General features: G+C 66.3%; 32 protein-coding genes. 14 read left to right on the top strand and 18 right to left on the bottom strand.

All coding sequences use genetic code 11. From position 1 onward, the window contains the following. Window positions 1-268, bottom strand: a 268-nt coding sequence (locus Q319_RS26915) for a transposase (RefSeq protein ID WP_156039205.1), incomplete at its 3' end; no start/stop codon positions are given. A 510-nt stretch (window positions 269-778) separates the two neighbouring features. On the opposite strand from Q319_RS26915, the gene Q319_RS0106985 reads away from it, so the two are divergent. The 4 genes from Q319_RS0106985 to Q319_RS0106970 all read left to right on the top strand — a co-directional run bounded on the left by Q319_RS0106985 (window position 779) and on the right by Q319_RS0106970 (window position 3,265). Further along, window positions 779-1,798 carry an aldo/keto reductase gene (locus Q319_RS0106985; protein ID WP_029481406.1) on the top strand — a complete coding sequence of 340 codons (1,020 nt, stop codon included), beginning with the start codon at window positions 779-781 and terminating at the stop codon, window positions 1,796-1,798. Between the two features lie 89 nt (window positions 1,799-1,887). Next, on the top strand, window positions 1,888-2,634 hold the full coding sequence (locus Q319_RS0106980) for a chlorite dismutase family protein (RefSeq protein ID WP_029481404.1): 747 nt from the start codon (window positions 1,888-1,890) through the stop codon (window positions 2,632-2,634). Window positions 2,635-2,675: 41 nt separating this feature from the next. After that, the gene (locus tag Q319_RS0106975; RefSeq protein WP_029481403.1) at window positions 2,676-2,933 is read left to right on the top strand and encodes an AbrB/MazE/SpoVT family DNA-binding domain-containing protein; all 258 of its coding nucleotides are present in this window, start codon (window positions 2,676-2,678) and stop codon (window positions 2,931-2,933) included. Next, window positions 2,933-3,265, top strand: coding sequence for a type II toxin-antitoxin system PemK/MazF family toxin (locus tag Q319_RS0106970; protein ID WP_029481402.1), 333 nt, complete (start codon window positions 2,933-2,935; stop codon window positions 3,263-3,265). The genes Q319_RS0106975 and Q319_RS0106970 overlap by 1 nt, the downstream gene beginning before the upstream one ends. Window positions 3,266-3,403: 138 nt before the next feature. Here Q319_RS0106970 and Q319_RS0106965 read toward each other — a convergent pair whose 3' ends face one another. From Q319_RS0106965 to Q319_RS0106915, 10 genes are all read right to left on the bottom strand, one after another. Further along, window positions 3,404-3,802, bottom strand: coding sequence for a hypothetical protein (locus tag Q319_RS0106965; protein ID WP_051655178.1), 399 nt, complete (start codon window positions 3,800-3,802; stop codon window positions 3,404-3,406). Beyond that, the gene (locus tag Q319_RS0106960) at window positions 3,799-4,467 is read right to left on the bottom strand and encodes a response regulator (protein WP_034414150.1); all 669 of its coding nucleotides are present in this window, start codon (window positions 4,465-4,467) and stop codon (window positions 3,799-3,801) included. Before Q319_RS0106960 ends, Q319_RS0106965 begins: the two co-directional genes overlap by 4 nt. 20 nt (window positions 4,468-4,487) lie before the next feature. Continuing rightward, window positions 4,488-5,510: a DUF4097 family beta strand repeat-containing protein gene (locus Q319_RS0106955; RefSeq protein WP_029481399.1), complete on the bottom strand. Its 1,023-nt coding sequence runs from the start codon at window positions 5,508-5,510 to the stop codon at window positions 4,488-4,490. Then, window positions 5,507-7,264, bottom strand: a complete 1,758-nt coding sequence (locus Q319_RS0106950; RefSeq protein WP_415813529.1) for a sensor histidine kinase — start codon at window positions 7,262-7,264, stop codon at window positions 5,507-5,509. The genes Q319_RS0106955 and Q319_RS0106950 overlap by 4 nt, the downstream gene beginning before the upstream one ends. 184 nt (window positions 7,265-7,448) lie before the next feature. Next, window positions 7,449-8,171 (bottom strand): signal peptidase I, encoded by a 723-nt coding sequence (gene lepB / locus Q319_RS0106945; protein WP_029481397.1) that lies wholly within the window; start codon window positions 8,169-8,171, stop codon window positions 7,449-7,451. Then, window positions 8,168-8,500, bottom strand: a complete 333-nt coding sequence (locus Q319_RS0106940) for a hypothetical protein (RefSeq protein ID WP_156039204.1) — start codon at window positions 8,498-8,500, stop codon at window positions 8,168-8,170. Before Q319_RS0106940 ends, lepB begins: the two co-directional genes overlap by 4 nt. Then, window positions 8,497-8,814: a PadR family transcriptional regulator gene (locus tag Q319_RS0106930; protein WP_029481395.1), complete on the bottom strand. Its 318-nt coding sequence runs from the start codon at window positions 8,812-8,814 to the stop codon at window positions 8,497-8,499. Before Q319_RS0106930 ends, Q319_RS0106940 begins: the two co-directional genes overlap by 4 nt. Window positions 8,815-8,922: 108 nt before the next feature. Continuing rightward, complete coding sequence (locus Q319_RS0106925; protein ID WP_029481394.1) at window positions 8,923-9,708, bottom strand: BON domain-containing protein; 786 nt, start codon at window positions 9,706-9,708, stop codon at window positions 8,923-8,925. Window positions 9,709-9,814: 106 nt separating this feature from the next. Beyond that, window positions 9,815-11,299, bottom strand: a complete 1,485-nt coding sequence (locus Q319_RS0106920; protein ID WP_051655177.1) for a class-III pyridoxal-phosphate-dependent aminotransferase — start codon at window positions 11,297-11,299, stop codon at window positions 9,815-9,817. A 34-nt stretch (window positions 11,300-11,333) separates the two neighbouring features. After that, window positions 11,334-11,618 carry a rhodanese-like domain-containing protein gene (locus tag Q319_RS0106915; RefSeq protein ID WP_029481392.1) on the bottom strand — a complete coding sequence of 95 codons (285 nt, stop codon included), beginning with the start codon at window positions 11,616-11,618 and terminating at the stop codon, window positions 11,334-11,336. A gap of 59 nt (window positions 11,619-11,677) precedes the next feature. Here Q319_RS0106915 and Q319_RS0106910 point away from each other — a divergent pair, with 59 nt between their 5' ends. Both Q319_RS0106910 and Q319_RS0106905 read left to right on the top strand, forming a co-directional pair. Next, a complete protein-coding gene (locus tag Q319_RS0106910; protein ID WP_029481391.1) occupies window positions 11,678-12,004 on the top strand; it encodes a rhodanese-like domain-containing protein in 327 nt (108 codons plus the stop codon). Continuing rightward, the gene (locus Q319_RS0106905; RefSeq protein ID WP_051655176.1) at window positions 12,004-12,366 is read left to right on the top strand and encodes a metal-sulfur cluster assembly factor; all 363 of its coding nucleotides are present in this window, start codon (window positions 12,004-12,006) and stop codon (window positions 12,364-12,366) included. The genes Q319_RS0106910 and Q319_RS0106905 overlap by 1 nt, the downstream gene beginning before the upstream one ends. A gap of 72 nt (window positions 12,367-12,438) precedes the next feature. Here Q319_RS0106905 and Q319_RS0106900 read toward each other — a convergent pair whose 3' ends face one another. Continuing rightward, window positions 12,439-13,113, bottom strand: a complete 675-nt coding sequence (locus tag Q319_RS0106900; RefSeq protein WP_029481389.1) for a zinc metallopeptidase — start codon at window positions 13,111-13,113, stop codon at window positions 12,439-12,441. Window positions 13,114-13,281: 168 nt separating this feature from the next. After that, window positions 13,282-13,578 carry a stage V sporulation protein S gene (locus tag Q319_RS0106895; RefSeq protein WP_029481388.1) on the bottom strand — a complete coding sequence of 99 codons (297 nt, stop codon included), beginning with the start codon at window positions 13,576-13,578 and terminating at the stop codon, window positions 13,282-13,284. Window positions 13,579-13,720: 142 nt separating this feature from the next. Between Q319_RS0106895 and Q319_RS0106890 the strand changes: the two genes are divergently transcribed. Beyond that, window positions 13,721-14,287: a hypothetical protein gene (locus Q319_RS0106890; RefSeq protein WP_245619026.1), complete on the top strand. Its 567-nt coding sequence runs from the start codon at window positions 13,721-13,723 to the stop codon at window positions 14,285-14,287. On the opposite strand, the gene Q319_RS0106885 is transcribed toward Q319_RS0106890, so the two are convergent. Together Q319_RS0106885 and map are read right to left on the bottom strand one after the other, a co-directional pair. After that, window positions 14,284-14,955 (bottom strand): pentapeptide repeat-containing protein, encoded by a 672-nt coding sequence (locus tag Q319_RS0106885; RefSeq protein WP_156039202.1) that lies wholly within the window; start codon window positions 14,953-14,955, stop codon window positions 14,284-14,286. The genes Q319_RS0106890 and Q319_RS0106885 overlap by 4 nt on opposite strands. An 11-nt stretch (window positions 14,956-14,966) precedes the next feature. Further along, the gene (map, locus tag Q319_RS0106880) at window positions 14,967-15,728 is read right to left on the bottom strand and encodes a type I methionyl aminopeptidase (protein WP_029481382.1); all 762 of its coding nucleotides are present in this window, start codon (window positions 15,726-15,728) and stop codon (window positions 14,967-14,969) included. Window positions 15,729-15,895: 167 nt separating this feature from the next. On the opposite strand from map, the gene Q319_RS0106875 reads away from it, so the two are divergent. Beyond that, window positions 15,896-16,747 (top strand): M55 family metallopeptidase, encoded by an 852-nt coding sequence (locus tag Q319_RS0106875; protein WP_029481381.1) that lies wholly within the window; start codon window positions 15,896-15,898, stop codon window positions 16,745-16,747. A 71-nt stretch (window positions 16,748-16,818) separates the two neighbouring features. Next, on the top strand, window positions 16,819-17,238 hold the full coding sequence (locus Q319_RS0106870; RefSeq protein ID WP_029481380.1) for a hypothetical protein: 420 nt from the start codon (window positions 16,819-16,821) through the stop codon (window positions 17,236-17,238). A gap of 28 nt (window positions 17,239-17,266) precedes the next feature. Here the strand turns inward: Q319_RS0106870 and Q319_RS0106865 are convergent, their stop codons facing one another. Further along, window positions 17,267-18,190, bottom strand: coding sequence for a histone deacetylase family protein (locus Q319_RS0106865; protein WP_029481379.1), 924 nt, complete (start codon window positions 18,188-18,190; stop codon window positions 17,267-17,269). A gap of 25 nt (window positions 18,191-18,215) precedes the next feature. On the opposite strand from Q319_RS0106865, the gene Q319_RS0106860 reads away from it, so the two are divergent. The 3 genes from Q319_RS0106860 to Q319_RS0106850 all read left to right on the top strand — a co-directional run bounded on the left by Q319_RS0106860 (window position 18,216) and on the right by Q319_RS0106850 (window position 20,798). Then, window positions 18,216-19,229, top strand: coding sequence for an NAD(P)H-dependent flavin oxidoreductase (locus Q319_RS0106860; protein ID WP_029481378.1), 1,014 nt, complete (start codon window positions 18,216-18,218; stop codon window positions 19,227-19,229). A gap of 133 nt (window positions 19,230-19,362) precedes the next feature. After that, window positions 19,363-19,860 carry a GNAT family N-acetyltransferase gene (locus Q319_RS0106855; RefSeq protein WP_029481377.1) on the top strand — a complete coding sequence of 166 codons (498 nt, stop codon included), beginning with the start codon at window positions 19,363-19,365 and terminating at the stop codon, window positions 19,858-19,860. Window positions 19,861-19,907: 47 nt separating this feature from the next. Then, window positions 19,908-20,798, top strand: coding sequence for a glycoside hydrolase family 16 protein (locus Q319_RS0106850; protein WP_034414128.1), 891 nt, complete (start codon window positions 19,908-19,910; stop codon window positions 20,796-20,798). Here Q319_RS0106850 and Q319_RS0106845 read toward each other — a convergent pair. Next, window positions 20,788-21,168, bottom strand: a complete 381-nt coding sequence (locus Q319_RS0106845; RefSeq protein ID WP_029481375.1) for an ACT domain-containing protein — start codon at window positions 21,166-21,168, stop codon at window positions 20,788-20,790. The two genes, Q319_RS0106850 and Q319_RS0106845, sit on opposite strands and share 11 nt — an antisense overlap. Window positions 21,169-21,282: 114 nt before the next feature. On the opposite strand from Q319_RS0106845, the gene Q319_RS0106840 reads away from it, so the two are divergent. Then, window positions 21,283-22,248: a S1C family serine protease gene (locus Q319_RS0106840; protein WP_245619024.1), complete on the top strand. Its 966-nt coding sequence runs from the start codon at window positions 21,283-21,285 to the stop codon at window positions 22,246-22,248. Between the two features lie 35 nt (window positions 22,249-22,283). Continuing rightward, window positions 22,284-22,871 carry a response regulator transcription factor gene (locus Q319_RS0106835; RefSeq protein WP_029481373.1) on the top strand — a complete coding sequence of 196 codons (588 nt, stop codon included), beginning with the start codon at window positions 22,284-22,286 and terminating at the stop codon, window positions 22,869-22,871. A gap of 48 nt (window positions 22,872-22,919) precedes the next feature. Here the strand turns inward: Q319_RS0106835 and Q319_RS0106830 are convergent, their stop codons facing one another. After that, on the bottom strand, window positions 22,920-23,927 hold the full coding sequence (locus Q319_RS0106830) for an aldo/keto reductase (protein WP_029481372.1): 1,008 nt from the start codon (window positions 23,925-23,927) through the stop codon (window positions 22,920-22,922). Between the last annotated feature and the right edge of the window lie 18 nt (window positions 23,928-23,945).

Here is a 23,945-nt window from a genome sequence, read left to right as displayed (position 1 = left end):
TTTCCCGCACCAGGACGCGATTGATCGCCTCCCATGAACCGTCAGCTTCAAAACGGCGAAAGTACGAATACACCGTCTGCCACGCTGGAAAGTCATGCGGCAGGTTTCTCCAGGCAATGCCGCCCTGCAAGACGTACATGATCGCGCACAGCACCTCGTAGAGATCGACCGTGCGTGGCCGCCCTCCTGGCTTGGCAGAGGGGAGGAGTGGTTCGAGCCGCTTAAACTGGGCTTGGGTCAGGTCCGACGAGTAAGGCTTGCGTTTCACACCTCAAGCTTGCCACCGGGTCTGACCCTTTATAAACGCGCTCTGAGAGGAAGTTCTGGCCATCGCTCAGGACCTGCCCCTTCACGCTGGACGCGGCAACGGGCGAGGACCAGTCGTACTTGCGCCCCTTCGCGTAGGGATCAGTGCCTGGGGCGTCCAGGCGGTCTGTCCAGGGGTACTGCTTGCCGCCCGCATACGGACTGCCAGCGGGCAGGCTGCCATCAGGAGCGGTTACGGGTGTGTGCGTCTGGGAACAGGCGGCCAGCAACAGGGCGGTGCAACCGAGGGCAAAGGGAATGAACTTTCCAGTCATGGGTCTCCAGATCAGCCGGGCAATACGCAGATTTTGGGTCAGGGATGTAGGAGGGACGCCGCAGTATGACAGTTTTCTTACATGTGGAACGTTTAAGAACAGGGTCCGATTTCATGAGAACTGCCCACTTCCCCGTCGCGGCCTGACCGCTCGTTCGGGGTCATCCCGCCCCCGGAGGTAGTGGCAGAGTGCGGGATATGGAATACCGTGAGTTAAAAGGAACAGACCTGACCGTGAGCGCCGTGGGCTTCGGCGTGTGGACGGTGGGCACAACTTGGTGGGGTGTGAAGGACGAGGGCATGGGCAAACGCCTGCTGCGCGACGCCTTCGATGCGGGCGTGACCTACTTCGACAACGCCGACACCTACGCTTCGGGCCGCGCCGAGGAAATGCAGCGCGAGGCCCTGGGCGACGTGCGCGAGAAGATCGTGATCGGCACCAAGTTCGGCTACGACATCTACAACAACCCGGACCGTCCAGGGCAGCAGGAGCGTCCGCACGACTGGACGCCCGCCTACCTCCGCAAGGCGCTGGAGGGGAGCCTGAAACGGCTGGGCACCGATTACATCGACTTTTATCAGCTTCACAACCCGCGCGTGGACGCCATTGCGCTGGACGATCTGTGGGCCGAACTGGACAAACTGAAGTCCGAGGGCCTGATCCGCGCCTACGGCACCGCCCTAGGTCCGGCCCTGAACGAGCGGCAGATCGAGGAAGGGATTGCCACCGTGCGGGACCGCCACGCCCCCACCCAGATCATCTACAACCTGCTGGAGCAGGTGCTGGGCGAACAGATTCTCCCGGTGGCCGAAGAAGTGGGTGTGAGCATCGTGGCCCGCGTGCCACACGCCTCCGGGCTGCTGGAGGGGTACATGACGCTGGAAACGGAGTTCGAGCCGGGCGATCACCGCAACTGGCGCATGACCACCAATGCGAAGAAGAAGGCGTGGATGGAAGACGGCCTGAAGAAGGTGGAGGACCTGCAACCCTTCGTTAGCGGGCGTACCATCGGCCAGCTCGCCATTCAGTTCGCGCTGCACTCGCAGGCAATGGCGAGCGTCCTGCCCAATATCTACGACGAGAAGGGGCTGAAAGAGTACGTCGCCGCTTTCGATGCCAAGCCGCTGACTGATGATGAATACAGCGCCATCCAAAGCCTGTATCGCGACAACTTTGGCCTGACGCACGATTTACGTGGGCAGGAGGTGGCAAGGTGAGCGACGAAACTCAGACGCCTCAAACGCCCGCCACCCCGCCCGCCGGACGCCCCGCAGCCAGCACCGGATCAGCCAGTGGCCGCCCCAAGATGATGGTGGACCTCGATCCCAGTGGGCAGGTCACGGGGCGCGAGTCGGACCGCAGCAACCGCCAGTTCATGAACTACGCCTTTTTCAAGCTGGACCCCGCCTTCCGCCGATTGCCGCAGGCCGAGCGCGACGAGATCAAGGCCGAGTTCCTGGCCGCCGCCGAGGGTTGGGTCAGTGAAGCCCCGGCCAAAAAGGGCCTGATCCTGCGCCCGTACTCGCTGGTGGGCGTGCGCGGCGACGTGGATTTCATGCTGTGGCGCATCGCCTTCGACGTGCGCGAGTTCACCGAGGCGCAGGCCCGCCTCAACCGCACCCGCCTGATGGGCTACCTGACGCAGCCGTACAACTTCGTGTCCATGAACAAGCGCAGCCAGTACGTGAACCGCGTGGACGGCAGCGGGCACGGGCTGGAAGTGCTGCCGGGGCAGGGACAGTTCCTGTTCATCTACCCCTTCGTGAAAACGCGGGCGTGGTACGACCTGACGCCGCACAGCCGTCAGGGCATGATGGACGAGCATATCCACGCTTCGGTGCCGTTCAAGGGCGTGCGGATCAACACCTCTTACAGCTACGGCATTGACGATCAGGAATTCGTGGTCAGCTTTGACAGCGACTACCCGCAGGAATTCGTGGACCTCGTTCACCGCCTGCGCTACACCGAGGCCAGCATGTACACCTTGCAGGACACGCCGATGTTTACGTGTGTGAAAAAGGATTTGGCGGGGGTTCTGGGGGATCTGGCGTGAACCCCTTGCCTCAGCCCGGAAGTTATCTTAAAATATAACTTATGCACACCACCCATCTCCGCAAAGTTGGCGGCTCGGTCATGCTCACCATCCCCCCGGCACTGCTTGAACTGCTTCAGCTCAGGGCAGGCGAGGCCGTCGGTCTGACCCTGGAGGGCGATCATCTGGTCATCCTTCCCCAGCGGGGGCCGCGCTACAGCCTGAGCGAACTGCTGGCCCAGTGCGACTCCCAGGCTCCGCGCACGGCAGAGGAAGACGAGTGGCTTCAGGCTGCCCCCGTCGGGAATGAACTGCTGTAATGCGGCGCGGTGACATCTACCGGGTGAGCCTCGACCCGACGGCTGGACACGAGCAGCGCGGCACCCGCCCCGTCCTGCTGGTCTCACCCGACGCCTTCAACACGCTGACGCGAACCCCTGTCGTGTTGCCCATCACCACGGGCGGCCAGTTTGTTCGCACGCTGGGCTTCGCCGTTTCGCTGGACGGGGCAGGAACGCAGACCACCGGAATCATTCGCTGCGATCAACCGCGTGTCCTTGATCTGGCGGCACGCGGCGCAACACGGGTAGAGGGGGTGCCACAAGCCGTGATGGATGATGTGCTGGCAAAGCTGTTGACGCTGTTGCAGTGACCCCATCCACGCGGCCATTCAGCGGTTGACCTGAGCTATATCCGCTTACCCCTCTGATCCATCCAGGCTTGCGCTCCCCTGCTTGAGCGCATACAGCGCCGCCTGCCTCCAATCCTCTAGCGAGCGTAGTTCAAAGCCTTACCGGCGCCCCACCCATGTTCCCAGTGCCGCGCCGAGCGAAAAGACCAGCCCTAGCGGATAGAACCAGCCAAACATCCAGTACAAACTCAGGCCGATGTTGGCGTCCCGATTCATTTCGGGATGCAGCAGCATGAAACTGTAAATTGCAGCTCCGCCAGCCGCCGACAGCCCACCCCAGACCGCCCCTACTCGGTTGCGCCTCCGCAACCAGACAGCGAAGGCGGCCAATACTCCGACAGGTACGAGCAGCACAGGCAGCACGACGCTCAGAGAGAGCAGCGAACGCCCCAATCCCAGCCCGTCCATCATGGCAACCCGGACCACACCTGCCAGTATCCCCAGCCCTGCAATGCCTAGCATCAGCAGCGGCAGACGCAGGTCCGGGGCCAACTTCATCCCCCCGCCCCATCCAAACTGGCAATCCCGTGCTTCAAGGCGTACAGCGCCGCCTGCGTCCGGCTGTCCAGTTCCAGCTTGCTCAACAATCGGCTGACATGCGTTTTAACCGTGGCCTCGCTGACCCCCTGATCGGCAGCGATGTCGCGGTTGCTGTGGCCGCGCGCGATCAGTTGCAGCACGATGGTTTCCTTGGGGGTCAGGGTTTCGCGCATATCAATGCTGCGGAAGTCGCGGACCAGACGGCGGGCGGCCTCGGGGTGCAGGCGGACCTCCCCGCGCGCGGCGGCGTGGATGGCGTCGGCCAGCGTGTCGCTGGAAGCGTCCTTGAGCATGTAGGAAATCGCCCCAGCCTCGATTGCGCCGTTGACCTTGTGTTCCTCCAGCGTGCTGGTCAGGGCGATGACCTCGGTGTCGGGCAGGGCGCGGCGCAGGGCCTTGGTGGCCGTAATACCGTCCATCACAGGCATCATCAGGTCCATGACCACCACGTCGGGGTTCAGGCGTTGCGCCTCGGCCAGGGCTTCCTCGCCGTTGCCCGCCTCGCCCACCACTTCAATGTCGGGGTCCAGGCCCAGAAACAGGCGCAGGCCCTGGCGCACGACGGCGTGGTCATCAACGAGCAGAACGCGGACAGTGGGCGTGACTGGATCAGATGTGGACATGGTGATCTCCTTGTGAGGCGTCATTCTGAGAGGGATTCGAGGGTGAAATTGTCGCCTGGCGCGTCGATAAACACGTCCAGATCGGGGGCACTGGCAGGCGGCTGACCGGCAGGCAGACTCAGGGTTTCGCGGTCCGTGAAGCGCACGCGCACCTTCAGGCCGGGGGCGGCGCGCAGCACCACATCGCCGCTCTGAGTGCGGATGTCCAGATTGCCGCGCGTGCCAGCCGGGGCAGTCACCGTGACGTCGCCGCTGGCGGTGGTGACCGTGCCGCGCGAGAAGGCGGCGGGCAGGGTCAGCTTCACGTCGCCGCTGCCCGTTCCGGCCCCCAGCGTGCCCGTTCTGACCCCCGCCAGCGCCAGTTTCAGGTCGCCGCTGACCGTGTTGACGCGCACAGCCTCGGGAGACGCGCCGCCAGGAGCCGTGACGGCGATGGTCCCCGACGTGCTGACCAGCGCGAACGGCCCGCCTGCCTGCGCCGGAAGCGTGACCATCTGATCGCCGCTGACGCTGCGGACATTCAGCGCCCGCAGACGCAGGAACGAGAGGTCCAGCGCCTGATCCCCGCCCAGGGTGCGGGTCCTCAGGGTCAGCGGAATGCTGCGGCTGGCCTTCAAGTCAATGACGTGCTGAACGGGTTCGGGATAGGCCACGGTGACGCCGGGGCGGTCCAGCGACTGCACGCGCAGGATCAGCCCGAAGGTCAATTCTCCCCCCTCCCGGCTGGCGCTGAGCTGCACCGGATTGCGGGCGCGGTGGGTGACCTGTCCGCCCACCACCAGGGCACTTCCGGCGGGCAGCGGTCCCAGATTCAGGCTGGTGCGGTCCCCGTCGATTTTCAGGGTGGCCGTGCGCGCCAGATCGCCCTGGAGGGGGCCGTCCAGCGCCACGCTGACCGGGGTGGTCTCGGCCCCCATGCCTGGCGTCGGCTTGACCGTCACGCCCTGCCAGGCCAGCAGCGCCCCCGCGCCGGCGATCAGCAGTCCCAGCGCCATCCGCGACAGCACCGGGGGCAGGGGCCGGGTGCCGGGGCTGAGGGTCACGCCCCCACCTCTGCGGGTCTGGAGAGGACCGGTTGGGCGGGCAGGCGCAGGGTGACGGTGGTGCCCTCGCCTGCCGCACTCCTGACCTCCAGCGTGCCGCCCGCCCCCGCCGCCCGCTCACGCATGCTGCGCTGGCCCAGCGTGCCGCGCCCGGCAGCCGTGGGGTCAAACCCGCGCCCGTCGTCGCGAATGCTGATGGTCACGGCTGGGCCGTCCTGCCCTGCATCGGCCTGAGAGACAGCCAGCCAGACATTCTGCGCGCGGGCGTGCTTGACCACGTTGTGCAGCGCCTCCTGGGCCACGCGGTAGGCGGCGGCCTGGGCGTCAGGAGTCAGGGACGGTTCAAAATCCAGCCCGGCGTGAACCGTCAGACCGTGGCGGGCTTCCAGCGCGTGGGCGTGCTGCGACAGGGCGGCCACCAGCCCGCCTTCCTCCAGCGCGTCCGGGCGCAGGCTGAACAGCAGGGCCTTCATCTCCGAGACGCCGCCGTCGGCCAGCCGGATGGTGTAATCCAGGCTGGCACGGGTGCGCTCCGGGTCACGGTCCAGGGTGGCGCGGGCCGTTTTTGCGCCCAGCGAGATGCCGTACAGCGCCTGGGCCACGCTGTCGTGCAGTTCGCGGGCCAGCCGGGCGCGTTCCTGCTCCCCGGCCCGCGCCCCGGCCCGTTCGATCAGTTGCGCGGCGTGCTGCGCGGTCCCGGCGTGATCGGCGATGCTTAGAAGGAAAGCCAGTTCGTCCGCGCCGGGGCGCACGCCCGCCGGATACAGGGCGCGCAGGGTACCTCCCTCCAACGCTCCCGCCGAAACGGGCAGCGTGACCGGCAGTGTTGCCAGCGCGCCGCCGCCCTGAACCAGCCGCACATCCGCTTCACCCTGGGACGGCAGGCGGTCCAGCGGGCCAGACAGCCCTCGCCCCTGCGGACCACTCAGGGCACGCAACGTGCCGTCCGGGGCAGTCAGGGCCACCGAGAGCGCCGTGCTGGCGGCCCGCGCCTGTTCGGTCAGATCGGCCAGGGTGGCGTCCAGATCGTCGCCCAGCGCCACCCGCCCGGCAGCGCGGCGCAGGGCCACCACCTCGCGGCGGGCGGCCTCGTAGCCGGGATCGCGCGACAGCAGGGCCACCGCCAGCCGGGTCCACATCCGGCCCATCAGGTTCAGCACCCCGGCCAAGACCAGCAGGCCGCCCAGCCCCAGCGCCACCAACCCGGCAACGGCCAGCGGACTGGGCAGCAGCGTCTGTTCGCCCCAGACCACCGGGAACAGGTCGGGATACAGCGCCCACAGCGGCGACAGCAGGCCCAGCAGCGTTGCGGCAACCAGCATGGCCAGCACCACCCAGCACACCGCCGCCAGTGGCAACTGCACCACATGGAACAGCAGCGTGCGGTAGGTCAGCGGGTCCGCCAGCGTGCCGCGCAGCCACGCCAGCATTCCCCGGTACGCGGGCGGCAGGGGCGGCGGCGCAAAGGTGACACCCAGCACCCCGGCCAGCGCCCGCTGCACGTCGCCCAGACCGCCCACCAGCCACAGCGAACCCAGCAGAAAGGCCGCCCCCACCAGAAAGGCCAGGGTCAGCAGGCCGCCCACCACGCCGCCGGTGATCAGGCCCGCTGTGAACGTGCCCATCGGCAGCGCCAGAAAGATGTACAGCGCCGCGCGGTAGGTGTGGGGGTCCAGCAGATCAGACAGCACGCGCTCGCGCCGCCGTCCCTGAATCTGCCCACCGTCACCTGCCACTGGCCTCATCCGCACCATCATGCGACGAAGGTACGGCGGGCAGCAAAGAAAGGCGTCCGCCGAAAGGGGGAAGGGCAGTCAGGACCGCAGGGAGTGCTGTAGCGCCTGCCCCAACTCGGGCATATGCGTTAGACACACAAGTGTGCCATCAGCAGGGATAAACATGGCTTCAGGCTGGAGTATAGCCAGATTGCCGGGTGCTTCAGGGCAGCAGCAGCCGCGGGTTCCACTCCTGCGGGCCGCTAAACTTCACGCGCTGCTGGGGCTGCGGGCCACCGTCGCAGGGCGGAGTGGCCGCCGTCTTGCGGACCAGCGGCCACACACTGACCACTGCGCGGGCCGAGATGTCCTGCACGCCCACAGGGCCAAAAACGCGGCTGTCCAGACTTCCGCCAGAGCTGCGGTTGTCGCCCATCACGAAGTAGTGGTTAGGAGGCACTTTCACATTGGGCAAGTCCGCCCGTGTGGGCGAGGCCGCGACACTGTTGGCGAGAGAGCTACCCGTGTCGGGGCATAACATATTCCAGTACGCATGTGTTTTCGCCTCTGGCAACGGCTGACCGTTCACGCTGACCTGCCCGGCACGAATGCTGACCGTGTCGCCCGGCACGCCCACCACACGCTTGACCAGATACGGGCGGTAACGCCAGGGCAGCGGCAGCCCCCGGTAGTCACTCTTCCATTCGTAGGCCGCTGCGCGCGGCGGCTTGAACACCACGATGTCGCCCCGGTGATATTCACCCAGACCCAGCCGGTGCGCCCAGCCCTCGGCAGTGGGCAGCAGCAGGCGTTCGCCGTGACGCAGCGCAGGCATCATGCTGGCCCCGTCCACGCCCACCGAACTCGCGCCGAACTGCGTGAACAGCAGCGCAAAGACCACAGGCGCGGCCCACTCACGCCACAACCCCAGCAGCCGGTTGCTCATGGCCGGGCCTCCTGCGCCGTGGGGGCAGCGTGAACCTCTGCACGAACCGCGTAGGCTGCCCCACCCAGCGCCAGTCCCACGAACAACACGCGCAAACCCAGTCCCAGCGTGTACACCCGCGCCAGATTCAGGGCCAGCCACCACGGCGAGCCAGAATCACGCAGGGCGATTGCCCAGGCATCAACTTCATCCAGATCCTTCAATCGGGCGTCCAGCATGGATTGGTGCAGGTTGGCGTGAAGTTCGGCCCGTACATCCCGACGGATCTGGAGCGGCAACAGGCAGACGGCATGGTTCAGATACACCTCAAGCGGGGCGGGTGACTTCACCACAACCGCCGCAACGCACGGTCAAAGGCGGCGTAACCCTCGCGGCGGCGCAGCAACTCCTCGCAGCCCGCGTCGGTTAGCAGGTAAGTCTTGACTGGCGGCCCACCACGCGCAGGCTGAGTCTGAACCGCACTCAGAAATCCAGCGCGTTCCAGGCGGTGCAGGGCCGGGTATAGGCTCCCGGCATTCAATCTGATCTGCCCTTCTGTCAGCGCGTCCACTCGCTTGGCGATGTCCTGCCCGTAGCCGCCCTCCCGCTCCAACACGCTCAGCAAAATCAAATCAAGATTGCCTTTGAAAAGATTCACGTCCATATTTTTGTCCTCCACTCACAATATCAGTCTCTGATATCAGGATACGATAATGGTGGGGAAAGAACAAGCCGCCTCATTTCGGAGGCGGCCCACTTCACCTGACTTGACTCAGCCGGGAATCTTGATTTGCTGGCCCACCTTGATCAGGTCCGGGTTGCTGATGTTGTTGTAGTGGGCGATCTTCTTGTACTCGCCCACGTCGCCGTAGTACTTCTGGGCAATCGCGCCCAGCGTGTCGCCCGCCTGAACGGTGTACACGGTGTCGCCGGTGTCCTGATCCTTTTCCTTGGTCAGTTCCTTGGCACCCTCGGCCACGCGCAGACCGCTGATGTCCACGCCCGACACGCCTTCCACGGCGCGGGCCAGCTTCTCGGCCAGCCGCTGCTCGTGATCGTTGTCCACCACGCCGCGCAGGATCACGCTGTTGCCGCTTTGCAGCACGTCGATGGGATCGTCCTTCAGCTCGCCGTTGTTGCGGATGGCCTGATGGACCGCCTTGGCGATCTTGCTGCGGTCCTCCATCTCCTTGATCTCCGCGTCCATGCTGGAGGTGGCGGGGGCAGCGGTCACACGCTCAGGCTCGTCGCTGCTGCTGGCCGGGCCAGAAGTGACCGTGTTGTCGGAGGCACTGGGGCCTGCATCCTGGGGCGCTGCCGCCTGGGCCTGCTGGGGAGCTTCCTGGGCGATCAGGCCGCTGGTGTCCACCGACTTGACGCCGTTGATGCCCTCGGCCACCACCTTGACCAGACTGCCGTAGCGGTCATTGGGCACCATGCCGCTGACGGTCACGTTGCCGCCCTTCTCCTGCACCTGCAAGCCCAGATCCTTCAGACGGGGCTGCTCGTTGAGGGCGTCGTTGACTCTGTCTGCTGTGCTTTTTCCGAATGGCCACATGCCAGAAAGATTAGCGCAAGCCACAGTCTGACCGTGAAAAAATCTACGTTAGTAAAGGAACGCTCAGGACGTGGCTGCGTCAGGTTCAGGTGAGTTGCCCCGCCCCTCAGCCATCACTGGGCGTGCGCTTCTTGGGCTTGCTGGCGGCAAATTTCGCCAGCTTGGCAATCAATACGGGCGGCGTTCCGGTGAGCAGGTCACGCGAGATGGGACGGCGCTTTGCAAAGCTGTCCACCCGGTCAAACATGGTGTCAAACAGGTCACGGGGCATGTCCAGCGCCGGGGTCAGGCGCACGGTGCGCTTGCTGCTCAGGCTCAGGTTGGCCATCACGCCGGATTCGTGCAGTTCGCGCAGGGCCAGCAGGGCGGTGGCCTCGAAGACCAGTTCCTTCAACACGCCGGGCAGCGGTACGCCCAGCATCGGCTGGAACTGCATCGCCAGCAACAGACCCTGACCGCGCACGTTTTCCAGCAGGCGGGGATATTTGAGCTGGGTGGCCCGCAAACGCTCCAGGCCCACGCGCCCCAGTTCCAGGCTGCGGGCGGGCAGATCATTCTCGATCAGGTATTCCAGCGATTTCAGACCCACCGCCATCGACAGCGCGCCGCCGCCAAAGGTGTTGCTGTGGCGTTTGCTGCTCAGGCCGCCCAGCATCTTTTTATAGATGTCGTGCCGGGCAATCGTCGCGCCCACCGCCGTCATCCCGCCGCCCAGCGGCTTGGCCAGGGTGATGATATCGGGGTCCAGGCCCTGCGCCGCCGACTCGAACCAGTGGCCCGTGCGCCCCAGCCCGGTCTGAATCTCGTCGGCAATAACGATGATGCCGTGTTTGCGGCAGTATTCGCCCAGCCCGCTGAGGAAGCCGGGTGGGGGAATGTTCACGCCGCCCTCGCCCTGAATGGGTTCCACGATCACGCAGGTAATTTTATCGGGGCCGACACGCCGGATCAGCACCTTGAAAGCGTCCAGATCGCCGTAGGGCACGGTCAGCGCCCCCGGCACCAGCGGGCGGAAGATGTCCTGATATTCCGGGTTGGGCGTCAGGCTCAGGCTGCCCAGGGTCTTGCCGTGGTAGGCGCTGCCAAACGAAATCTGAAACTGCGAGCTGGGGCGGAACGCCTTGGCAAACTTGAGCGCGCCCTCCACCGCCTCGGTGCCACTGGAGCAGAAGAAGACCTGAGAATCGGCGTGGCTGGGCAGTTCGCGGGCCAGCAGACGGATCAGGTTGGCCTCCAGCGCCGCGCGCCACGGGGCGCTGGACTGCTGGGGCAGGCCCATCGAGCGGTTCAGGTCCAGAAATTGATGCAAAAATTCGGTCAGCACCGGGGGCATCTCGCCAAACGGGGTGGCCGCGTACCCGCTGGCGTTGATGCGGCGCACGCCGTCCTCGTCTTCCAGTTCCCAGGGGGTCACGCGCGCGAACGGCCCGGCCACGCCCAGGATGCCCAGCCCGTACAGCAACTCGGCATTCCCGTATTCCAGCTCCAGACGGCGGGTGTCCGGGGCGCTCAGGCGTTCGTGCAGGACATCGTCGGCGGAGATGAAGCCAGGGGGCAATTTTTGAGGCTGGTTTGAAGAAGGCGCAGACATGGGAGTCAGTGTAGACGGTGGGTGGACGCTGGACTTAACCGCTTCCCACTTCTCGCAGCAGCGCCGGAACCCCGCCCGGATAGGCAACGGCCTCCAGCCCATCGGCGCGCAGATACTTCGCCGCCAGGCCGGAACGCACCCCGCGTTCGCAGATCACCAGCAGCGGCCCCGTCTGCGGGGTCAGGCCATGCGCGCCGTCCTCGATCTGCTGCAATGAGACGGCCAGAACGGGCAACACCGTCAGCCTGTCCAGCGGCTGGGCAAAGCGCAGTTCGGGGGGGCGCAGGTCGATGACGGTCACGCCTTCGGGCAGGGGCATGGGCGCAGGATAGGCCACAGCTTCTGGCAAGGGGCACATTCCGCCCGGAGGACTCGGTTATGCTGCTCTTTATGGAAGAAGTGACCCCACAGGAAGGACAGAGTCGCGTGCAACAGGGCGCGGTGCTGGTGGATGTACGTGAGCAGGGCGAGTACGATCAGATTCATGCCGAGGGCGCGGCGCTGTTGCCCCTCAGCGAGCTGGAAAGCCGTTTCTCGGAACTGCCGAAAGACAGGGAACTGGTCATGATCTGCCGCAGCGGCGCACGCAGCAAGCAGGCGGGCGAGTACCTGATGCAAAACGGCTACAGCAAGGTGGTCAATCTGAGCGGCGGCACGATGGCCTGGGCCGAAGCGGGCCTGCCCACCGAAGGAGAGTCGAGTTAATGGACACTGAACAGAATATCTCTGCCACCCCCGCCCCGGTGGGCGGCCTGCCCACCGAGGAGCAGGTCCGCGAGGCCCTGAAGATCGTCAAGGACCCCGAGATCCCCGTCAACGTGGTGGACCTGGGCCTGATCTACGGCGTGGACGTGCAGGAAGGCGGTCTGGTGGACATCACCATGACCCTGACCAGCGTGGGCTGCCCGGTGCAGGACCTGATCCGCGCCGACGCCGAGATGGCCGTCAGCCGTCTGGACGGCGTGACCGACGTGAACGTGGAATTCGTGTGGACGCCGCCGTGGGGACCGGACAAGATGACCGAGGACGGCAAGCGCCAGATGCGGATGTTCGGCTTCAACGTCTAGCGACTCGGATTGAAAAGAGGCGGCCCCATCTAAAGGCCGCCTCGTCTTTGTCTCGCTCCCTGGCCGAGCCGACTACCGGCGGGCAATCCCCAGGATGTTCAGAAACTGCACCAGGGCCATCGCGAATCCGGCCACGTAGGTCAGGGCGGCGGCGGTCAGCACGTTCTTTGCACCGTTCTGGCCTTCCACCGTGCCGTTCAGGCCCCGGCTGTCCAGATACACCAGCGCGCGGCGGCTGGCATCGAATTCCACGGGCAGCGTGACCACATGAAAGATCAGCGCCGCACCGAACAGGATGACGCCCAGCCACAGCAGGCCGGACAGCTTCAATAAGATGCCTGCCAGCAGCAGCCAGGGGGCAATATTCATGCCCAGGCTCAGCGGCACGGCCATCTTGCCGCGCAGCACCAGTGCGGGCATCCGCACCTTGTCCTGCATGGCGTGGCCGACTTCATGGGCCGCCACCGCCATCGCGCCGACGCTGGCGACGCCAAACACGCTCTCGCTGAGGTTGACGGTCTTCTTGCCGGGATCGTAGTGATCGGTCAGGTTGCCGGGGACAGCCTGCACTGGCACGCCCTGCAAGCCGTTCTCGTCGAGCATCATGCGGGCCACTTCCGCGCCGGTCAGGCCACGGGCGTTGCGGACCTGACCCCACTTTTTATAGGTGCGGCCCAGGTAGCCCTGGATCAGCAGGGACGCCACGAACACGATAATGATCGGAATGGTGTAGGGGCCAAGAAACATAGGGAACTTCCTCCGGGAAGTGGGGCGCGGCCCTGAAACGGGTCCGGCCAGTCCGTCGGTAACGGCGTGGGCGTCCACTCCAATCGGAGGTTTCGCCTCCCATATCTTAGCGTCCCCCACTCAGGTTTCATGAGAGGAGAGGGGCGCTGAATTGATGTGGCCCTGGGCCTACTTTGCGCCGGGGACGGGCAGTGGAACCGCCAGAGGTTGCGCCATCACACTGAACTTCAGTGCGGTGCGCTCCTCGTGCTGAACGTCCAGCTTGACGAATTCTGGCTGGGCGCACAGGTCCAGACCGTCGTTCACCAGATAGCCGCGCGCGATCGCCAGCGCCTTGACTGTCTGGTTGACGGCGGCGGGACCGATGGCCTGAATTTCCACGCTGCCCTGGGACCGCAGCAGGGCAGCAATGGCTCCGGCGATGGCGTTGGGGCGGGAAGTGGCAGAGACGCGCAGGGTTTCCAAGGCTGGGGTTCCTCCAGGAACTGAATCGCCCCGAGTCTAGGCGAAGGTGTCCTGCGGGGCAATTCCCCCGGTGGGTGCCTGCTGCATTCGCCGCCAGCCTCCGCCTTTGGAGGGACGCTGGAGCAGGGGGCGGGCAGGTAGCGTGAACCCCAACCGACAGGAGGTTAAACCCGTGGAAGAAGTTCTGGTCCCTCTATTTTTCTTTGGCAGCCTGTTCGCCTTTCCCCTGCTGCGCCGCCAGATGATCCACCGCCACCGACTGGAGCTTCTGCGTCTGGATGTCCTGGAGACCACTGCGCCCGACACTTCAGCCACGGCTCCCGACAGCGCCGCCGAACTGGCCCTGCGCCTGCCCGAACCGCACCGCCTGTACGCGCTGGCGTTGCTGTGCCGCCTTCAGGACGCCCCGGCCCATGCTCCAGAGCAGCAACCACTGGACGCCCACAGCGCCTACCTGATCCGGCAGGCCCGCAACGAGTACCTGCCCGCCACCCTGCGCGCCTACCTGAACCTGACCCCCGCTGCCCGCACCCAACTGAACGGGCGGGGCCAGGACGCCGAGGAACTGCTGCGCGAACAGTTGGAACTGATCAGCAGCGGCGTGGCCGGGGCACTGGCCCAGCACCACGCCCCCGCAGACCGGATGCTGACGCAGGGGCATTTTCTGGGAGAGCGCTTCGAGAAAGTTGCGGACCGAGTCCGGGCTTAGGCTCCCGCATCCAGCTCTTCCACCCGCACGCCCAGCAGGTGCGCCAGATCGAGAAGCTGCACCAGTTCGACGGTCACCCCTGCCAACTCACGCAAGCCCAACCGAATGCCCGCCAGCGCCGAGGCCCGCAGGTCTGCCCCGTCCATCTCTGCGCCGTGAAACTCGGTCTTGCCCAGCGTGCAGCCCCGGAAGATTGCGCCGGGCAATTTGGCGTCCATGAACACGGCCTCGGTCAGGTCACAGTCCTCCAGCCACAGATGCTTTGCTTCGACATCCGGCCACAGGGACAGCGGGGCCAGCGCGCGGGTCAGGCGGACGTGACGCAGCACCGCGCCCGGCAGTTGCAGGCCCGTCAGGCGGCAATCGGTGAACTGTACGCGTTCCAGCGCCGCTTCGGTCCATTTCGCGCCGCTGAGGTCACAGCCCTCGAAACGCACGTCCTTGAGCCGAATCAGGTTCCATTCCACGCCGCTCAGATTGACCTCGCGGAACACGACGCCCTCGAAGGAGACGGTTTGCAGCGTCCCCGCGTCCAGCGAAACACCCTCCATGACGCCGCCCCGGTACACCGATTCATCCTCTAAATCGGACGGCACCAGGGTTCGCAGCCCGCCACGCGGAAACCTGGGTGGGCTGGGAGGCTTGATTTTTAACGGCTGCCCGGTCACAGAATCAGATCCTAGAGGGTCAGGATTTCATGGCCCCTCGCCGTGACCACCAGCGTATGTTCAAACTGGGCGCTGGGTTTCCTGTCCTCGGTGATCACGGTCCAGCCGTCGGCCAGCAAGCGGGTCTCGGGGCGGCCCAGGTTGACCATCGGCTCGATGGTAAAGACCATGCCCGCCTGCAACTTGAGGCCGGTGTAGCGCGCCCCGGTGTGGTAGATGGTGGGTTCCTCGTGCAGCCGTTTGCCGATGCCGTGGCCGGTGTATTCGCGCACCACGCCGTAGCCCCGGCCTTCCGCCAGGGTCTGGATGGCGTGGCCGATGTCGCCGACGCGGGCGTTGGGGCACACCACTTCCAGGCCCGCCGCCAGCGCCTCGCGGGTGGTGTCCACCAGACCCTGAACCTCCGGGCTGACCGCGCCCACCGTGTAGGTGTAGCAGGCGTCGCCGTACATGCCTCCCAACAGCACGCCGATGTCCACACCGATGATGTCGCCGTCCTCCAGCACGCGCCCGTCGGGGATGCCGTGGCAGATCACCTCGTTGACGCTGGCGCAGATGGTGCCTGGAAAGGGATTGGTGCGCGGTCCGTAGCCCAGGTAGGCGGGAACGGCCCCTGCCTTGCGAATGTGTTCCTCGGCAATGCGGTCCAGTTCGGCCAGGGTCACGCCGGGTTTCACGAAGGGGTCAAGAACCCGGAAGGTCTCGGCCACCAGCGCCCCCGCGCGGCGCATGGTCTCGATCTCGCGGGCGGATTTCAGGGCAACGCGGCTCATAGCGAAAGAGGCTAGCACGGGGTAGGCGGGGGCTTTGGGGCGAGGAATCACGGTGGAAAGCCTGAGCGATTTGATCGCCCCTCCGGCCTGTGCGGTGGCCTGCGGGTCCGCATGGGTTCATCTGCTGGCCCCGCCTCCCCTACACTGCGCCACATGAGGCAAACCCTGTGAAAGTGGTCATCAGCGTGGACATGGAGGGCGTGTGCGGGGTGGCGTCGTGGGTGCAGGTCAGCCCGCCGGAATTCGGGGGACTGGTCAGCGGCACGGAGTATCAGGCCGCCCGCGAGCGCATGACCCGTGAGGCCGCCGCCGCCGCCGAGGGCGCGATCATGGGCGGCGCAACGGGCGTGCTGATCAACGACAGCCACGACACCATGCGGAACCTGATCCCCGAACTGCTGCCCCATGAGGTGCGCTTCACCAGCGGCAACGACAAACCGCTGAGCATGGTGCAGGGCGTGCAGGAAGAGGGCGTGGGCGCGCTGCTGTTCGTGGGCTACCACGCCCGCGCCGGAAGCCCGCTGGGGCCGCTGGCCCACACCTGGAACGGCTTTATCCGCAACGTGCGGGTGGGCGGCATCGACACCGGGGAATACGGAATCAATGCACTGCTGGCCGGGCACTACGACGTTCCGGTGGTCTTTGCCAGCGGCGACGACGTGGCGATGGCCGAGATCAGCGCCGAACTGGGCGAGGGGGTGGTCACGGTGGCGGTCAAGGAGGGGCTGAGTACCTACGCGGCCATCCACCTGCACCCCGCCGAAGCACAGAAGCGGATCCGTGAGGGGGCCGAACAGGCCGTGCGGGCGGCCAAAAATGCCCAGCCCTACACCACCCGCTGGCCCGCGCCGTGCCAGATCTCTTTCGACCATCAGGCCCGCGCCGACGCCTGCGCCCGCGTTCCCGGCGTGACGCGGGTGGACGGGGTGACGGTGGGCTGGAGCAGCGAGAATGCCTATCACCTGTTTCAGACCTTCAGGATGCTGGCGACGGTGGCGGGCGTGCGGCTGAACGGGTAGAGCCGGGGAGGGAGTAGCGCGGTGAGAACGCCGCATCCACCCCCCTCATGCCCACCCGTTACTCTGCAACCATGACCCTGCGCCCCCTGCTGACCCTCGCCGCCCTCGCCCTGACCGCCAGCGCTTCGGCAGCCACCGCCTGGGCCGGGGTGGACGCCACTACGAAGGGCTACGGCCTGCACGCAGGTCTTTCGGTGTTCCAGGTGCCCATTGTGGGGACGCTGGGGGTGGAATCGGCGGCAGAAAAAGCCTGGCGCAACACCAACGCCAACCGTTACGCGGTGGGCGCAACCCTGCGGGACATCAACGTGCCGATCACGCGGGTAGACGCCTTCGCCACGGCGGGCGCGGAATACGTGAACCGCTTCGGTGTCTACGCCGAGGGTGGGCTGCGCGGGCCGCTGCTGGGGCCAGCCGGATGGCGGGCCTTCGTGCGGACGGGCACGGCTTCTGGCTTTGGCGGGGGCGTGGGGCTGGAACTGCGCTTCTGAGCGACAGGGCAGCCATCTGACAGCAGGTTTACCCTGCCCCGAACGCCCCCAGAGCCGCCTCCAGCGTTCCCAGCCGCGCGGCGATCAATTGCCCCGGATCGCGGTTGTAGCCTCCGGCCATGACCGTCACCAGGGGAATCCGGGCGCGGGCGGCCCAGTTCAGCACCCGTTCGTCCCGCTGGCGCACCCCGCCGACGCTGAGGGCCAGTTTGCCCAACTGATCGCCCGCTAGCACGTCCGCCCCCGCCAGATAGAAGACGAAATCCGGGCGAAAGGCAGCGACGGCGGGGGCCACCTGAGAGTCCAGCACGGCCAGATACGCCGCGTCCCCGGTGCCGTCGGGCAGGGCGATATTCAGGCCCGCCGTCTCCTTGGTAAAGGGGTAATTGTTCGCGCCGTGCAGGCTGACGGTCAGCGCCCGCGCCTCGCGTTCCAGCATGGCCGCCGTGCCGTTGCCCTGATGGACGTCCAGATCGAGGATCAGAATTCGGCGGGCATGTCCGGCGTCCAGCAGCCACTGGGCGCTAATGACCACATCGTTGAGGAAGGAAAAGCCCTCGGCGTGATCGGCGTAGGCGTGGTGGGTGCCGCCGCCGAAATTGATGCCCAGACCCCTTTTCAGGGCGTCCTGTGTGGCGGCCAGGGTTGCGCCGCTGCTGCCCAGGCCGCGCTCCACCACCGCCGGAGTCCAGGGAAAGCCCAGCGCGCGTTCCTCGGTGCGGGTGACCTCTCCGTTTCGCCACCTTTCCAGATACGCCGGGTCATGCACCCGCTCGGCCAGCGCCCAGGGCAGGTCTGGGGCCTCCACCAGTGGCAGCAGTTCGCCCACCCTGGCCAGCAGTTCCAGCATGGATTCGCGCGCCATGAACTGCCGCCGGGGCGCGGGCTGCCCGGCGTAGGCAGCGCGGCGGTAGGCGGTAAAGGCGCGGAACGGATGGGCAAAGGCGGCCAAGGTGCTGACAGGCTACAGTCTGGGCATGTCCACGCTCACACAGCGCCTCGGCCTGCGCCTGCCCATCGTCCTCGCACCGATGGCGGGCGGGATCAGCACGCCAGAACTGGTGGCCGCCGTCAGCAACGCGGGCGGGCTGGGCAGCCTGGGCGCAGCGTATCTGACGCCCGCGCAGATCAGGGAGGCGGGTGCGGCAGTGCGGCGGCTGACGCAAGCGGCTTTCGCCGTGAATCTGTTCGCGCCGCACCCCACCGTGGCAACAACAGGATCAGAGGTGGAGCGGGCCGCCGCCGAACTTGCCCCCTTCCACGCTTCCCTGGGCCTGCCACCACCTGAACTGACGGCGCAGGCGAACCCAGACTTCGGCTTGCAGCTAGAGGCCGTGCTGGAGGTCTGTCCCGCCGTCCTCTCCTTTACCTTTGGGCGGCTGGACAGGCATCATCTGGACGAGTTGCGCTCACGTGGGATTCTGACGGTAGGCACCGCGACAGGGCTGGAGGAAGCGCGGCAGCTCGAAGGGGACGGCGTGGACGCCATCGTGATGCAGGGCGGCGCGGCGGGCGGCCACCGGGGCGGCTGGTCAGAAGATGAACTGGCCGACACGCTGACGCTGACCTGTGCAGCGGCGCAGAGCATTCGCATTCCCGTGATTGCAGCGGGCGGCCTGATGAGCGCGGCAGATGTGCGGGCCGTGCTAGCCGCCGGAGCCAGTCTCGCGCAGTGTGGAACGGCGTTTCTGCGGGCAGCAGAGGCCGGGACTTCCGCGCCGTACCGGGCCGCGCTGGCATCAGCGAAAACGGGCGACACCGTGCTGACCCGCGCCTTCAGCGGACGAACTGCACGGGGGCTGAGAAACGCCGTGACGGAAAGCGTGCAGCAGCCTCTTCCCTACCCGTTCCAGAACGCCCTGACCCGTTCCATGCGGGCGGCGGGAGCCAGAGCGGGCCGCGCGGACGTGCTGAGCCTGTGGGCCGGGGAGGGCGTGGCGCGCGGGCGGGCAGGTTCGGCGGCAGAGATTCTGGACTCGTTGTGCAACTGATACGGATTCCGTCTGTAACGCTCTCAAACTGGGAAAGCGCCAGTCTTTCAACTCCACGCCCGGAACCCGTTCTTCTCATTCTCGCGTCTGCTCGGATGTTCGTCGTCTTGCAAACGATTCAATCGGAGTCCTTATGAAGCTGCGTCCGCTGCGTCCCGGCGACGAGGAAAGCGCCGTGCGCTGGGGCGCGGACGAGGAATTCTGTCTCGCCATCGATTGGGAGGTCAACCTGCCACCCCAGCGCATCCGCCAGCACTGGCAGGGCATCATCAACGCATCCGAACCAGATTTTCTGCGTCTGGGAATCACGTTGGATGACCTGCTGGTGGGCTACACCGATCTGGCGCAGATCACCGCCGACAGCGCCGAGTTCGGGATCGCCATAGGTGAACGGGCGCTGTGGGGCCACGGCCTAGGCTTACAGGCTGGACGGCTGACACTGACGCACGCCTTCACCGAACTGGGAGTCCAGACCATGACCGCCGAGGCCCACGCGCCGAACTCGCGTTCGCGGGCGCTGATGGGACGGCTGGGCTTCACCCAAACGGGTCTCGGCGGTCTGGAGGAATACAGGGGCGAGCTGGTCCCCGTGGTGCGCTTCGTGCTGGAACGCGAGAACTTTGGGGGTTAAACACGGCCTATCTGTTTCCGGGACAGGATTTCTGAGAAAGTGAAGACATGAACAACCCCAAAACGAACAGGACCGCGCTGACATTGGGCCTGATCTGCGCCCTCTCGGTGTCCTGTGCGGCGTGGGCCACCCAGCCGCTTTCCAGCGCGGCCCTGCCCATTCCGGCCACGCCACCCGACCCCCGCTGGACGCTGATCTGGCAGGATGAATTCAGCGGCGCAGCGGGCACGCAGCCGGACGAACGCACCTGGAATTACGACTACGGCAACGCCGACGCGAACGGCTGGGGCAACCAGGAACTTCAGTTCTACACGCGAGACGCGGCCAACGTGCGTCTGGACGGGCAGGGGCATCTGGAAATCCGGGCGCTGAAGAACACGGCAGACCTCGCGTGCTGGCACGGCGATCCGTGCGCTTACACCTCGGCGCGGCTGACCACCAGAAACAAGGTGACGTTCACGAACGGCAGGATCGAGGCGCGCATTCAGGTGCCGCCCGGAGCCGGGTACTGGCCTGCCTTCTGGAGCCTGGGCCAGAGTGGAAAGTGGCCGGACGGCGGCGAGATCGACATCATGGAATGGCTGGGCCGCGAGCCGAACACGGTCTACGGCACCCTGCACGGTCCCGGCTATTCCGGTGCGCAGGGCCTCAGCCAGAGCAAAACGCTGGGTAGGGCCGCCTCGGACGGCTATCACACCTTCGCCGTCATCAAACGGCCACGGGAAATCGTGTGGTTGCTGGACGGCGTGCCGTATCACCGCGTCACCCCGGATGACCTGCCAGCGGGCCGCGCCTGGGTCTTTGAACAGCCGTTTTATCTGCTGCTGAATCTGGCGGTGGGCGGTCAGTGGCCTGGCCCACCAAACGCCAGCACGGTCTTTCCCGGCGTGATGAAAGTGGATTACGTGCGCGTGTGGAAGGAGAACGCTACTCCCTGACCGTGTGCCCCGCCACCCGTAAAGCGCTCACCGCGTCGCCCAGCCGCGCCCCGGACACCAGCACGTAATCGGTATCAAAGGTAGACAGGGCAAAGATGCCCACGCCCGCGTCCCGCAGCGGGTTCAGCACGCGGGCCAGAATGCCGGTCAACGTGAACTCGAAGGGACCGTGCAGCCGTAACGTCGCCCAGCCCTTCTCGACCTTCACGCCGTCTGGCACGTTCGCCGCCGCGCACACCACCGACAGTTCACCCGGCGCGCGGGTCACGCTCCAGAACTCGCCTTCAAAAGCCCAGGCAGGCGGCGCAGCGTCGGATGGAAGCTGGCACACGGCGTATTCGCCACTCAGGACAGAGAGGGTCAGAGACATGGGGAGATGCTAGCGGGGCGGAGCTGGAAGACGAACCCCTCCCCCATTCGGCCAGGGTCAGGCCCCCGCCATTCACCCGGCGCGCATTTTTAGCCCGGAGCGCACCATATGGGCATGACGAACTTCACTGATTTATCAAACACTATGGCGGACGCGGTTGAGGCCGTTTCCACAAGCATCATTTCTGTCCGTGCCGGGCGGCCCATCAGCGGCACGGTGATCGGTGACGGCCTCATCCTGACCGTGGCCCATGTGCTGCACGGCGAGGAGGTCACAGTGGTCACCCCCGACGGGCGCGAACTGAGCGCGGCGGTGGCGGGCCGTGACCCTTCCAGTGATCTGGCATTGCTGAAGGTGGAGGAGCTGGATTTACCTGCCCTGAGCGCCAGTAGCGGCGTACGCGTGGGCGAACTGCTGCTGGCGGTGGGCAGGCCACAGCACGGCGTCCAGGCCACCCTGGGGATGATGGAACGTCAACCCACGGAGGATGGCCGCTCCAGGGGGTGGCTGCCCAGCGGCGCGGCCCCCTTCCGGGGCGTCAGCGGCGGGGCGCTGGTGGACGCGCGTGGCAGTCTGGTGGGCGTGCTGAACGCGGGCGTATCGCGCGGCGAGTTGCTGGCCGTGCCTGTAGGGCTTGCCCTGAAAGTGGCTGGCCTGCTGGGCAGCACCGGGCGCGTGCCACGCGGGTATCTGGGCATTGCCACCCAGCCCGTGATGTTCCCGCAGGCAGAGGGATCAGAGTCCGAGAACGAGACCCCCACCCGTGGCCCACGCGGAGGCCGGGGCCGCGAAGGCTGGGGCGGTGGACGTGGGCGCGGCGGCTGGGGACCGGGCGGACAGGGCCGCTGGGGTCAGGGGGGAAAAGTCGGTCTGACCATCGTAAGCGTTGAAGCCGGGAGTCCCGCCGCACAGGCCGGACTGCTGGTGGGCGACGTGCTGCTGTCGCTGGACGGGGAAACCGTGCGCCGTCCACCGGAACTGCTGTGGCGCGTCCGCGAACGGGCCGGGCAGAGCGTCAGCGCCCGCATCCTGCGCGGCGGCCAGGAACAGGACGTGACGCTGGTGGTCGGCGAGCGCTGATCATGGACAAGCGCCGGTCACCCTTAGCATGGGGAATGACCGCGCCCCTGACCCTGCTGCCCAGCGTGCGGATCGCGGTGGCAAACGCGGTAATGGCCGCAGGACTGGCGGCCCTGCTGACTTCCGCAGGCTTCCCGGTCACGCCTGAGCCAGAGGAAGACGTGCTGCTCGTGGACGACTCCTGGCTGGCCGATCCCGAGGCACTGACCGATGCGCCCGCCGTGGTGGCGCTGGGATCGCCAGACTGGGCCGCGCTGCTGCCGGAACTCGTGGCCGGAGGCTGGGCGGCGTTGACCGCAGATGCCACACCCGCCGAGCTGCTGGCGGGCGTGCTGGGCGCGGCGGCGGGGCTGGCGGTGTTGCCACCGGGTCAGGTGGGCGTTCTCGAAAACCCCGATGATGCCGGGGAACCGCAGCCCCCGGACATCGCCCTGACGCCGCGCGAACTGGACGTGCTGAACCTGCTGGCCCTGGGCCTGAGCAACAAGCGGGCCGCGCGTGATCTGGGCGTGTCCGAAAGCACGGTCAAGTTTCACGTCGCCTCGCTGTATTCCAAACTGGGCGTCCAGAGCCGCGCCGGGGCAGTGGCTCGGGGCATCGGGCTGGGTCTGGTCAGCGTGTAAAGAATGCAGAGGGCGGAGGACTTTCTGTCATCTGCATTCTGCAATCTTCTAGCTTCGAGGCTGCGCGTACCGTCCGCCCGTCGCCACACCAGCGGGAAATGTGGCGTCGATGCGGGCCAGATCATCGGAGGTCAGCGTCACCTCCAGCGCGCCCAGATTCTCCTCCAGGTATTTCACGCGCTTGGTACCGGGGATGGGCACGATATTGCGCCCCCGCGCCAGCACCCAGGCCAGCGCCAGTTGCGCGGGCGTGCAGCCCTTGTCGCGCGCCATCTCCTGAACCTCGGCCACCAGATCGAGGTTTTTCTGGAAGTTCTCGCCCTGAAAGCGTGGGCTGGTACTGCGGAAGTCGTCGGGGCCGAAGTCGTCGGGGGACTTGAGCTGCCCGGTCAGGAAACCACGTCCCAGTGGGCTGTAGGGCACCAGCCCGACATTCAGGTCACGGCAGGCGGCCAGCACGCTCTCGCCAGATTCGCTGTCTTCCGGATCACGCGTCCACAGCGAATACTCGCTTTGCAGGGCAGTGATCGGGTGGGTGGCGTCGGCGCGGCGCAGCGTTTCGGCGTCCACTTCCGAAAGGCCCAGGTAGCGCACCATGCCGCGTTCCACCAGTTCACCCATCGCGCCCACGGTGTCCTCGATGGGCGTCCCCGGATCGAGGCGGTGCAGGTAGTACAGGTCCACATGATCAGTCTTCAGGCGTTTGAGGCTGGCCTCGATGGACTTGCGGACATATTCGGGCCGCCCGGACAGGGTGCGCTGCATCGGATAACCCGGCTCGCGCACGATGCCGAACTTGGTGGCCAGCACCACGCGGTCCCGCTTGCCCTTGATCTTCAGCCAGCGCCCCAGCAGTTCCTCGTTGGTGTACGGGCCGTAGATGTCGGCGGTGTCGAAAAAAGTGACGCCCAGATCCAGCGCACGGTCCAGCGTGCGGATGTTCTCGGCCTCGTCGGCATCGCCGTAGAACTCGCTCATGCCCATGCAGCCCAGGCCCAGGGCGGACACGCTCAGGTCACGGAGTTTGCGGGCGGGAAGGTCAGTGGAGGGCGGCATGGCTTCACTCTAGTCCAG

This window comes from Deinococcus marmoris DSM 12784 (genome assembly GCF_000701405.1).
Taxonomy (GTDB): domain Bacteria; phylum Deinococcota; class Deinococci; order Deinococcales; family Deinococcaceae; genus Deinococcus; species Deinococcus marmoris.
This window is presented reverse-complemented; position numbering and strand designations above follow the sequence as displayed.